Origin of the sequence: Paenibacillus sambharensis (assembly GCF_003233845.1) — a bacterium.
Classification (GTDB): Bacteria; Bacillota; Bacilli; order Paenibacillales; family Paenibacillaceae; genus Paenibacillus_I; species Paenibacillus_I sambharensis.
The window spans coordinates 79,447-91,850 of sequence record NZ_QKRB01000031.1; the positions used below are offsets into that span (position 1 = coordinate 79,447).

The 12,404-nt window shown below is 50.8% G+C and carries 8 protein-coding genes; 1 reads left to right on the forward strand and 7 read right to left on the reverse strand.

From position 1 onward, the window contains the following. Positions 1–4: 4 nt before the first annotated feature. The 4 genes from DNH61_RS04235 to DNH61_RS04250 all read right to left on the reverse strand — a co-directional run bounded on the left by DNH61_RS04235 (position 5) and on the right by DNH61_RS04250 (position 6,257). A complete protein-coding gene (locus tag DNH61_RS04235) occupies positions 5–868 on the reverse strand; it encodes a carbohydrate ABC transporter permease (protein ID WP_425452216.1) in 864 nt (287 codons plus the stop codon). A gap of 14 nt (positions 869–882) precedes the next feature. After that, positions 883–1,833: a carbohydrate ABC transporter permease gene (locus DNH61_RS04240; RefSeq protein ID WP_111145509.1), complete on the reverse strand. Its 951-nt coding sequence runs from the start codon at positions 1,831–1,833 to the stop codon at positions 883–885. A 20-nt stretch (positions 1,834–1,853) separates the two neighbouring features. Next, on the reverse strand, positions 1,854–4,739 hold the full coding sequence (locus tag DNH61_RS04245; protein WP_181438580.1) for an extracellular solute-binding protein: 2,886 nt from the start codon (positions 4,737–4,739) through the stop codon (positions 1,854–1,856). A gap of 120 nt (positions 4,740–4,859) precedes the next feature. Continuing rightward, positions 4,860–6,257, reverse strand: a complete 1,398-nt coding sequence (locus DNH61_RS04250) for an ABC transporter substrate-binding protein (RefSeq protein WP_111145434.1) — start codon at positions 6,255–6,257, stop codon at positions 4,860–4,862. 277 nt (positions 6,258–6,534) lie between these two features. Here DNH61_RS04250 and DNH61_RS04255 point away from each other — a divergent pair, with 277 nt between their 5' ends. Beyond that, positions 6,535–7,269, forward strand: coding sequence for a helix-turn-helix domain-containing protein (locus DNH61_RS04255; RefSeq protein ID WP_111145435.1), 735 nt, complete (start codon positions 6,535–6,537; stop codon positions 7,267–7,269). Between the two features lie 69 nt (positions 7,270–7,338). Here the strand turns inward: DNH61_RS04255 and DNH61_RS04260 are convergent, their stop codons facing one another. From DNH61_RS04260 to DNH61_RS04270, 3 genes are all read right to left on the reverse strand, one after another. Further along, entirely contained in the window at positions 7,339–8,799 is a 1,461-nt protein-coding gene (locus tag DNH61_RS04260; protein WP_245947926.1) for a glycoside hydrolase family 43 protein, read from the reverse strand. A gap of 220 nt (positions 8,800–9,019) precedes the next feature. After that, positions 9,020–10,645 (reverse strand): response regulator transcription factor, encoded by a 1,626-nt coding sequence (locus tag DNH61_RS04265; protein ID WP_111145437.1) that lies wholly within the window; start codon positions 10,643–10,645, stop codon positions 9,020–9,022. Further along, positions 10,638–12,383: a sensor histidine kinase gene (locus tag DNH61_RS04270; protein ID WP_111145438.1), complete on the reverse strand. Its 1,746-nt coding sequence runs from the start codon at positions 12,381–12,383 to the stop codon at positions 10,638–10,640. Before DNH61_RS04270 ends, DNH61_RS04265 begins: the two co-directional genes overlap by 8 nt. Between the last annotated feature and the right edge of the window lie 21 nt (positions 12,384–12,404).

The window sequence follows — 12,404 nt, forward strand, 5'->3', positions numbered from 1 at the left end:
CCTTCTAATCCTTCATCCCTGAAGTCGCCATGGTCTGCATGACGCTGCTCTGTGAAATCACAAAAAGCGTGATCGGAACGATCATCAAGATAAGCGCAACCGCTGCGCCGACACCAGCCCTGGCTATACCCCCGAGTGTAATCTGTCCAAGTGCGTAATGAAGTGTCTTCAGGTTCTCACTGTAAATAAAGCTGCCCCCGTCCGACCCCCACAGCATCGGGAACTGCAGAATCATAAGCGTCAGCCAAGCTGGCTTGACGTTCGGCATGACAATGCTCCAATAGATGCGGTACTCACTCGCTCCGTCGATCTTGGCAGCCTCGAGCAGCGCATCAGGGATTTGCTCCATGAATTGCTTCATCAGGAACAGTCCGAGCGGGAATGCCAGTGAAGGAACAATAATGGAAGCATGCGTATTAATCCAGCCCAGCCACGACATCATCATGTAATTAGGAATAGCCGTAACATGCGGAGAGAACATCAGCGACAGAACGACGATGGAGAACAGCGCCGACGATCCTGGGAACCGGTATTTTGCCAGCGGGTATGCCGCAGCCGACGCCAATAAGATATGCCCTGCTGTACCAACAATCGTTATGAGCAGTGTATTGGCGATGTAACGCGACAATGGCACCCAGGAGCTGCCCATCAGGGCGAACAAGTCGTAGAAATTCTCCATCGTCGGATTAACTACAAAGAAGCGGGGCGGGAAAATAAACAACTCATCTAACGGCTTGAATGCGTTATTCACCGCGTAAATGAGAGGCAGTGCCATAAATGCGCCAAACAAGGCGAGGAACGCGAACAGCATTAAGCTGACGGCGAAGGACCGGTTGAGCTTTCGCGGTGTCCGAAAAACAGCCATCATTTTTAATACCACGATTATTCGCCCACCTTTCGAAGCATTCTCTGCGTCAGCTTGTTCGAGCCGATCATGAGGAAGAACAGAACGGTTGCAATTGCAGAAGCGTACCCCATCTCAAATCGAATCGTACCGAAGTCCATAAGATGTGTGACAATGGTGTGCGCCGCATAGTTGACGCTCGGGAAGCCGGCCAGCGCGATGGAGATGTCCGCGACCGCGAATGATGCTGTGATCTGCATGACGGCTCCGAACATCAGCTGCGGTCTCATGGAAGGCAGTGTAATGTACCACAGCTCCTGCCAGCGGTTCTTGATTCCGTCCACTGTGCCTGCCTCGATTAAGGTTTTGTCGACCGTTTGAAGCCCTGCGATAAATGCCAGGAAGCTGGTGCCAAGGCTGAGCCAGAGCTGAACGATCATGACGATTGGAAGTATATATTTCTCGTCGAGCAGCCATTGAATCGGCTCCAGAATAAAACCAGCCTTCATCAGGAAGCCGTTCATGTAGCCATAGCTGTCTCCCGAGAAGATGATGAGCCAGATGAAGAACACATTGCCCGAAATGGAAGGAGCGTAGAAAATTAGCGTCATAAAAGCGCGCACTTTGGGCGACAGCTCATTGATAATCCACGCAAATATAAAACAGGCCAAATAACTGATCGGACCGGTAATAACGGCGAACATCAACGTATTCTTCAAGGCGATCATAAAGATATCATCATTCAGGAACAGCCTTGAATAATTTTGCCAGCCCACGAACCGCGGGAGTTCAAGCATGTTGAAATAGAAGAAGCTGAGGCCGAGCGACAGCACGACGGGAATGACGGTGAATAGGAAAAAGATGATCATATACGGACTCATCAGCAAGTAATAATGCTTGCTGCGGTTTAACTCTTTGCCAATACGAGCCAGCCTTGACAGCCGTACCGGACGCGAGACCTCCTTTGCTGGTCTAACGTTCGTCTCCATCTGCACGTTCTTCCACCCCCTTACTCGTACGGTAGATTAAATTCCTTCCGCTTGATGTTGATCTCATCGTTGATATAGAGAATATAGTCCAATAAGGCTTCCCGCGGATTCTCGTTAGCATTGACGACCTTACGGAAAGCGTTATCCAGATGCCTGCCTGTAAAATAGCCGCCCGGCATTTGGGGGATGCCTCTAACCCACTTCCACTGGCTCTCCAGATTGTTATAATCCTTGACTGGCCAAGGCAGCTCTTCAAGCGCTTCGATATTAGCCGTCGGGTAACGGGCAGCTTCACCCATCAGTCCCTCCATCTCGCGGCCGTATGCGATTTGGGTTTCCTTGCCGGTCCACCATTTCATGAATGTCCAAGCCGATGCTTTGTCTTCGGCGTTGTTAAGCATCATGACCGCGGTCGTGTGACTGGCGACTTCGTGATTTACTGAGCCATCCGGCAGCTCCGTGCCTGGGACAAGCGTGAATTCCCAGAGCCCTTTGATTTCCGGCGCCAGGACCGTCAGCATGTTGTACGTCGTATAATCTGCAATGCCGATCGGCATCTCACCTGTCCGGAAGCGGTTCGGGAAATCTGCTTGCAGAGGGAATTTATAGCTGGTATAGAACCGCGTCCACTTCTTGAACGCGTCCATAGACACTTCAGAATCGAGCGCGCTTTGTCTGCCGCCTTCCTGGTAAAATTCCCCTCCATTCTGATACAGCAGCATGGAGAATGTTGCGTTCGGAACTAGAGTGGCATTTGGAACTGCGTTTGCCGCTTCAAGCGGCAGATAAAATTCCATGTTATGCTTCTGAAGGACCGAGATCATACTGTAGACATCCGTCCACGTTCGCGGAGGCGTCAGTCCCAGCTCCTCCAGAATGTCCTTGCGGTAGAACAGCATCGGGAAGATTTGCTGCTCAGGCAAAGCATAAACGCCGTTGTCGTACTGATAAGGCACGAGACCACTGTCGCGGAATCGCCCTGCCACTTCTTCGAAATCATCGAACTGCGTCAAATCCGCAGCTGCTCCCCTCATGGCGTAATTGACGGGTACGTCCTCGCCGATCTGCATGGCGATGTCCGGTCCCTCGCCCGCCAGCGTGGCCGGTAGCAGGATGTTAGCGGGGACGAGCCGGAGCCTTACGGAAATGTCTGTCTCCGGCGTGAATGAATCGTCGATCAATGCCTTCAGTACCTGCGCCTGGTCGCGTCCGGTCGTCACCCATACGTCAATGGAACGGCTGCTCTCTGACGTGTTGCCGATACTGTCGTAATCCTCCGTATACGAAGCGGCGTACGCGCCAAGCTCATGCTTCGCTTCTTCCAGGAAGGTAGCCTCCGCTCTCGGCAGATCATAGCCTGGAGAGGATATGACGAGGTAATCGAGCGATAAAGGCTGCTCCCGAACCGTCAGAATCCAGGTACCCAGACCCCCGACGTTGATTTTGAACGATTTCAGCCGCTTCGCTACCGTCTCGGGATTTTGAGCCATGTCCTTAAGCTGATGCACCATCGCGTGCAGAACGGCTACCTTGTCGCTCTTCTCGCCCGTTATACGTTCGAGATAATCCGCGACGCTTTGAATCGTTTCCGCCTGCTCCTCGAATACGGTCACCATAGCCGGAATTCGCTTCTCAAGCTGATAATCGCGGTAGGGATCAGGTGTATTCGACGTGATCATGAGAATTTTCCGGTACATATCGTTAAGCTGAAGAACACTGGATTCGACTGTCCGCAATAGAGGCGCAATCTCGCCAAGCGACACGGTCATGCGAATGCGGTGCTTCCCTTTGGTTAAGTGGAACAAATATGGTTCTTCCCCGCCAAGCACATTCATCTCCCAATCGCGTTTGAAGTTGAAGCGGATCCGCTTCATTTCCTGAAACGGATATTCGCCGTCGATCATCAAGCTTCGTGTTGCAAAGATGCCGCGCAGCTGGTTCTGCTTCTCCTTGATCGCAATTTGATACAAACCGTCCTCGGGAGCTTCAAGCTCCCATTCGATCCATTGGCCAGGCAGCTTCCAATTCAGCCCGCCGATCGAGTTAATCCGTATCTTGGAAACGTCATATGGAATAACGGTGGGACTGGACCTGTCGGATACCGGGGACAACGTCGGAGAAGATTTGTACGCCGCATCTTCCGCCTGAATTCGTACGTATTGATCCCTGGCAGGCTGAATCCCGCCGTTCGAATACTCGATTTTTAGTTGTTCGTAGCTCTTGGGCTGCTGATGCTGATACAACTCGATGTAATCAATTGCCATCGGCTCCCTGAGTGCCGTCATGGAAATCCGCTGTGTTCCCTGTTCGAAATAGAAGGAATAAGCCTCATCGTAATAACCGTAACGGTCAATGAAGGAAGCCAGCTGCCAGCCGGGCTTCTCCACCTGTCTCGGACGAAGGTCATTGTTCCTGTCGTCTCGCTGGATCTCGTCCAGCTTGTTGCCCCATATACGGTCGAACAAGAGAATATCTGCTCCGTCAAACGGAATCTCGCCGTTTATTTCGAATTGTCTTTCGATTGCTGAGCTCTTGCCTTCAATCGGATAATAATGAATCCGGATATTGTACAAGCCAGCCTGTTCAACGGGCACTTCCCACGAGATGATTCCTGTCTCAGGCGTTATGACAGCTTTGCCGTCAAGCCCGTGTAAACGGTCTTCTACTTGAAAGCTGCTGCCTGCTTCTATGTAATGTTCGCCTTCGATTCGAATGACCTTATCCGGTCGTGCGGCTCCCGCGTACCGGTTTAAATATTCATCATAGCTGTCATCTTCGTCCGGGCCGGTAATCGCTTCAAAGTCCGCCATAGCTTGCGCCTCTCCGCCCCCCACTGTCACGCTTGCCGGATAAAACGGCCACAGGGACGCCGCGCATAGGACAAGAGCCAGCAGCGCGATGGACATTCTTTTCTTTTTGGTGCTCAACGGTTCTCCCCTCCAGCTGCCAGACGTATACACATTCATCGGCATCCCTTTTTATAGAAAATGATCTAAAAAGGAAATGCCGATGAGCGTATCCAAACGTTATGGTCCGTACACTTCGTCAATCGCCGCCTGGAAAGTAGGCTTGTATTTCTCGACGACGGTGGATACCGAAACCCCATCGTTCAATTCCCCGACAAAATCGTAGTACTTGAGGTTCGGGAACGTGTGATGATCCAGAACGATCATATTAGGCGCAACCATCTTGGCGTTATTCAGATCGTCCTCGTTTGCGAATAATGTTTCGTATGAGGCTTGGTCGGGATAATCGTACATAGAATTAATGTCATTAATCTTCTCCCAGATATACAGAAGCTGCTCAGGATTGTCGACGGACTTCGGAATGGTGAGCGCTTGGAACAAGGCTTCCGCGGAATGATAATCGGTGGCGTTCGGTCCTTTCGGGAATGGCACGAAGCCGATCTCATAGTCTGGCATATCAGTTTGCAGCCCGCTCAACTCATGAAGAGCGCCAGCGTACATCAGCGTGTTGCCTTGGCGGAAGAATTGGCCCGGCTCCGTCCAGTCGCCACCTTCTGTCGGTCTGGCGATTTGCTCGTTTGCCAAGCGGGAGACGAAGTTAAGTGCCTCCATCAGATTCGGATCGTCCAAATTATGTTTATTCCCTTTGGTCAGGCTCGTGTTGTTGGAATAGAGGGCGTGATCAAGCAAAGAGGCGTTGGCGAGTCCCCAAGTATCCAGCTTGCCATCGTTATTCGTATCCTTGTTGGCTTCTTTAGCGGTTTGAACAAATGTGTCCCAATTCCAATTATCTTCGTCAACATATTCTTGAAGCGCTTTCATGCCGAGCTGGTTCATAAGCGTGCGATTGTAGAATATTCCCTGTACGAGATTTGCTTGGTTCTCTGTGAAGCCGTAGCCTCTGCCTTCGTAGGTGTAATACTCATTCGTGACCTTCTGGTTGAATGCAATCGGGTTTTTGGTATATTCATCGACCGGCCAGAGCAGATCCTGTTTCACAAGTGCCGGTACCGTATAGGTTTTGCCCAGACGAACAATATCGCCGATCGGCTCGCCCGCCAGCAGTGAGGCAGTCACCTTCTCTTTGTATTCGCCGTAGTCAACAACGACGTACTCCACTTTGAAGTTATGTTTTTCCATAAGAGCATCCAGGTTTTGCTTGCGTTGAATGTTGTCCGGATTGTCCTCGGGGATCGTCATATCCCACCATGATACGATCTTGATCGTTTTGCCGCCCAAGTCGAAATCCATTTCCGGTGTGCGGTATACGTCTTTTTCAGCGGTATTGACCGTGTTGCTTGCCGCTGGTGTCTCAGCAGCGCCTTTATTTGCACCGGCATTGGCGCCGCCGTTTCCTTCGTTTCCTGGACCGTTATTAGAGTTGCCGGTACCACCGCTGCATGCCGCAAGAACGAGAACCATCGCACACAGCAGCGTAATCATGATTCGACTCCGCATGAATTCATCCCCCTCGTGAATTGTGAACACACTCAAAGTGTAGCGCTTACATTACGCTCCCAACAACCTGGGGAAATCAAGGTCTGTTACCCCTCTAATACTAGATTCGCGGAACTGCCGCGTAACAGTCATCCATCCTGATAAGCAAGAAGTAAACATCTGCTAGCGATACAAAGATAAGCACATTGTTAATGTCTTCTTAATTTTCCATAATGAAAGCGTAATCATTTTGAGGTGTACATTGACGGTATGCCGCAATACGCATGGGGGGATAAGAATGTACAACATGCTGATCGTGGAATTGAATCGCCGCTCGGTCTCCAGTACAAGGGCCGCACTGGATTGGGGCTTACTTGGCTTCTCAATAGATAACGAAACCGACGTGGACAGTGCCTTGGCGCTGCTTGCCTCGAAGCCTTATTCACTGGTTCTCATTAACATGGTAGGCATGCCCGAAGAGGGCCTTGCGCTGTGCAGCCGGATTCGTGTCAATAGCCGGGTTCCGATCCTTCTTATAGGTGACGGGACAAACTTCGGCCTCGCACGGAAAGCGATGCAATATCAGGTAAGTGACTACCTGCCCGCACCCTTGTGCCTGAACGATTTATCGGCAAGCCTTCAGCTTATCCGCCGAAAGCTGGACGCTGATAAATCGGTGGCTTGGGAGATGAAGCCCCCGGAACCGGCATCCGTGATCGATAAGGTGAAGGAATACGCAACGAAGGCACTCAGCCAAAATATTACGCTCAAAGAAATATCCAGCATCCTGCATTTCAATTGCTCATACCTGGGGCAAAAATTTAAATATGAAGAGAACATGACCTTTAATGAGTATCTGCTGAAGCAGCGTATGGAGAGAGCCAAAGCCCTTCTTGAGAGCACGGACCTTAAGATTTATGAAATCGCTAATGAGGTCGGTTATTCGGAGATGGACTGGTTCTACAAGAAATTCAAGTCCTATACCGGTGTAAGCGCAAATGAATACCGTAAGATGAGGTCGATTACGGCCTAAACGCACAAAAACGGCCCGGTCAGGACTTTGTCCCGGACCGGCCGTTTTTGTATATATTCGATAGGAGTCTTAGCGGCTGAACTTCCAAGCGCTAAAGCGGAATAGTTCCTTCCCCTGCTCGCCTCTGAAGATGAAATAAAGATCATGAATGCCTTCGGCGCCGGCTATTCTTGCTATGGCCTCCCTCCCCTGCTGCATTCCGCCCGTATCTGGCACTTCCAGTACCCCGATCAGCCTGCCGCTTGGATTGTCCAGCCTAAGCTCAATCGTGCTCCCCGCCGCCTCGCTCGCAACCCAAGCTGAGAAGGAAGAAGCTCCTGAACCGAAATTGGCCTGCGCTGCTGCCGTCCAGTCCCCGTTGTGAATGCCGCTAACGGCCAGCTTCGCTGGTTTGTGATCCTTACCGTCTGCAGCAAGCGGCTCCACATTTACTCCGGCGCTCCACGCCATGGTTACGGCATCGTTCATGATGAACGGATCGAGCAGTTTGACCGGTGTCACGCCCTGCATATCGGCTATAATTTCATTAATAGAGCCGTCTCCGGCGAAGTGCACCTCGTTGAGATGCGTCGACCGGTAACCTTTGGGAACGCCCATTGCTTTAGACAAGGTCTGAGCATGATAAGCGATATACCATGTCTCGCCGAACTGGAAGATAACATGATGGTTATTGCCTCCAACTCCGAAGAAATAACCCGGGTTTTTCAAGATGCAGCCTTGATATGTCCATGGACCCATCGGATTCTCGCTGGTCATATAAGCGATCTCCCCGGCGGGTGGACTGCCTTCCGGCCTTACCCCATCATAGAAGTTGGTACAGTAAGTAAAGTAGTAGACGCCGCCCGCTTTATTAATTCCCGCATCCTCAAACATATAAGGGGCCGGTATCGTCGCGGCTTCGCCGACAATGCTTACCATATCGTCACCGAGCTGGATGACCCGTGCCGTATTCGGCATTTCGTGTTGCCCTTCTGGTACTCCGCCGCCGTAATAAAGATAACCCGTACCGTCTTCATCGACCAGAACGGCGGGATCGAACAACCAAGTCACACCAGAGGCTGCAGGCATGTCCCGCGAGATGAGTGGCCTGCCGATTGGATCCACCCAAGGCCCGGTCGGGCTGTCGCTCGTCAGAACGCCGATCCCGCTCGCGTTATTGGCGAAATACAAGAAGAATTGATCCCTGCCATTAATCTTCTTATGAGCAGCAGCAGGCGCCCAAGACTGCGTTGCCCATTTGGCCGCGCCTTGCGGGCCGGCGGCGTTAATCACGCCATGATCTGTCCAGTTGATTAAGTCATCGGAAGATATGACGGACAATTGGTTAATGCTGCTGTACGTATTATCCTTAACTTCGCCTTCCCAGTCATATTCCAGCACATCGTTCGTGTTGTACAAGTAAACGCGGTCATTGTACACGAGCGCATACGGATCTGCACCGAATTTGTGGGCAACGACGGGATTACCGTTTCCCGGCAGCTTCCCTACAGCTCCTGCAGGCGGCGCGCTCAATCTGATTTCTTCACTCATGGCTGTCTTCATCCCCCTGTTCGGTTTAAGTCTTATAGAGAACGATCAGCGTATCGTTTGCTTACTCGCGAAGGAATCGTCCGCTGTAAAAAGTGTATCGCTTACATTTAACGGCTACAACCTGCCGATTCATAGGTCCGGCACCCGTGTACTTCTAGCATCACTCACGACAAATCCGTTGAACGCCGTCAACGGATTCCCTCTCCTATGCCCATTCAGTTCAAGTCAAACCGTCCCGATATTCCTGTGGTGTCAGCCCGGTCATCTTTTTAAAGAAACGTGTAAAGGAATGAGCTGCTTCGTAACCTACTGCCGCAGCAACATCCCGCACCTTCATATCATAATTGCAAAGCATCTCCTTTGCTTTTCGCAGCCGGCACTTATCGATATACTCGGACAAGTTCATGCCGAATTCCTGCTTGAAGAAGCGAGACAGATAAGACGGGTTGAAATAGTGGACCTCCGCCAGCCTGACCAGAGACAGATCCTCTTCCAGATGTTCCTCTATAAATTGGCAGATGCGTTCGATCACTTTGGATGCCCTGTCTTTTTCATCTTTATTTTTACAATCGAACACGGATTCAGCTGTTTCACGCAAATACAAGAACGCTTCCTTCATGGAACTATGATCATCCAGCCGCATGAGCTTCCCAAACTCCGCCAGTTTGTCTTTCATTCCTAAGCGGTTCATATAAGAAAGCAGCAGCAGTGAGACGGTATAATAGCCTTCGATTGTCTTCTGGACATTCCCGCTAGCCTGAGTCAGCTTTACTGAAAGTGTATCCAGCTCTTCCAGAAACTCTGCCGCCTTCCCTCCTTCAAGGTGCGCCTCCAAGACAGCCGCTTTATGATCGATGGATATGACTTCCTTCCACGCATCCGTATCCGCTTGGTCGGTCCGGTCGATGAGCAGCATGGACAGTCCGTCCCCGACCCTCAGCTGCTGCAGGCGGCGGAGTCTCTCATACCGGTTTGTCACTTCCTCCCATTCGCATAAGGCGCCGTTAACCGTGAAACTGATCGCAGATTGCAAGGAAGCCAGACAGGCTTCCTGAATCAGCTCCAAGGTCCCTTCCAAATAACGGGCGAGATGCTGGTGAAACGTCTCTTCGGCCTCGGGCGACGGTTGAATGAACCAGAGTATATCGCCATGCTTATCAATGATTCCGAGACTTGCCGTTTGTTCCGACATAAATGACTCCCATATTCGCCGGACGTCCGTGAGCGCTTTGCTCCTTCCCGCATAACCTGTATCCGCTCTATAGGACACCCGGCCGAGAGCGAGAAGTACAGGGGCATTCGCCGAAAGGGGGATACGGAGTTCTTCGAAATCACGAATCAGCTCTTCCCGCCGTTCAATTATTAAAGAGGTCTCTCGGAGTAACTGACGGAAATATTCGTCATGCGCAGCAAGCTCAAGAGCATCCAACTGTTCAAGCGATGTCTTCACCAGCTTCTCCATTTGCAATTCCTGATCAATCTCCCGAATAACATCCTGAACCGTCTGCGTTACTTTGTCGTACCCTTCCGTCTTTAGCAGATAACGTGTATTGGGAAGCTGTATCGCTTGATAGGCGTAATCGAATTCGCTGAAGCCTGTCAGGAACACAACCTTGCACCTCGGCCAGTAGAGCTGAATTTGCTGTGACAATTCCAAGCCGTTCATGCCCGGCATCCGGATATCGGTAAGCACGATGTCGATGCGGGTACGGGACAGCCAATCCAGCGCCTCCTTGGCGGAATAGGCTTTGCATACATCCAAATTTTCCAACAACTGCCGCTGAAACACCTCGTATAGAGCATCCGTAATGATCTCTTCATCGTCGACAATCAATAGCCTATACATGTTTCGTATCCTCCCGCCTGATTCGAATGGATACTTTCAGCCCGTTCAACTCGCTTCTTGACAGCTTTAGTCCGCTCCCCGCACCGAAGGTTAAAACAAGCCTGCGATGGATATTAAGGAGGCCCGTGCTTTCGAAGGAATTGACCGTGTTCTCTACTCGTGACTGCAATGCCAAGATATCGGAATCGCTTATGCTGCTGCCGTTATCCTCAATGGTAATGCATATTTCGTTCTCTGTATGCTCGAAGGTGAGCCGGAATATTCCCTCTTCTGCCATCTTCTCGAGACTGTGCTCATATGCATTCTCGATAATCGGCTGGATGATCAGACGCGGAACGCGAATCCGCTCCATCTCGGCCGGCAGCTCATCGAATTGCACACGGATGCGCCTCGAGAACCTCAGCTTTTGAATTTCCGAATATATGCGAGAATGCTTCACTTCCTCCGAGAGGGGCACATGATCTTCCCCATTGCGGGTAATAAACCGGAAATATTCACCCAGCATATTGGTAAAGAGCTCGATTCTTTCCAGATCCCCTGTCCTGGCAAGCGAGTTCAGAATAAAAAAACTGTTATACAAAAAATGCGGGTTGATCTGGGACTGCAGCTGCTTGAGCTCTGCCCTCTGCATCATCATTTTCTGCTTGAAATCTTGATCGATTAAGCTTTGCAGCTTGTTCAGCATTTGATTGTACCTGGTGTACAGATAGCCAAATTCATCCTTCCTCTCATGCTCGATCGGCGTGTTCAGCGATCCGTTCTCCATTCGTTTGAAGCCTTGTACCAAATACAGCAGCGGCCGGTGAATAGATTGGTAGGAGAAATATGAGAATGCTACGACCGCAAGAAGCGATGTCAACGCGAATAACAGCCCCCACGTATAAAACTTGCTTAGCGGCCGCTTGACGGTTTCCTCTGGCAGGTAGGCTGCGACCGACAGACCCAGCGATTGGGAATACACTTTGTTCAAGTGGTAGCTCTTTCCATTCATCTCCATACGAAATTCATTGTCACTTGTCGAACTTGCTTTCTGCACGAATTGCAGAATCGAAGCGTCCGACTGCGGGTGGCTGCGAATGGTGTATTCGTTTTCCTCCAGAATAAGCAGGGAGCCGCTATCCTTATATAGATTGATCTGGTTCAACGACCTGCGCAGCTTCTCCGAATCTAATTCGATCTGGACGATGAAGATCGGATCTTCCCCATTTCTTGCGTTTTGCTTGGAAGCGCTGAGGTGAAGCTTTCCATTCCATAATCGAAGGCGGCTTCCTGTCAGCCCGGTACGGGTATTAAACGTATGAAACCTGACTTCATCAAGCGGCTGCACGGCATTCACCGCCGATACCGTCTTGTTAATCGGGCGAATATGCACGGAGACATCCTTCATGTAGGGACTGCTGTTTTGAAAGGAGGTCAACCGGCTCAGCAGCTCGTTCAGGCTCTCCCTTTGCTCTGCGCTGTCCATTAGGGACCAAGTTGCGGATAGCTTGTTAAGCCCGCTGTCCTCCACTGTGTCGAACAACTGAAGCTCCATCCATTCGATCTCCCGGTTCAAGCCGTCCAGATAATACTCCAGCTGCTTAACGGTTGCTCTCGTAATATCGTTGCTTGCGTTATGATAGCTCCATTGATATAAATAAACCCCTAACAGAATGATTGGAACTACCACGATGAGGTATGTAAATACCAAACGGGCAAATATTGAATTCCGCATGGAGAATGCAGGAAATTTAATCAAACAAACGCCTCCGTTGCCGCA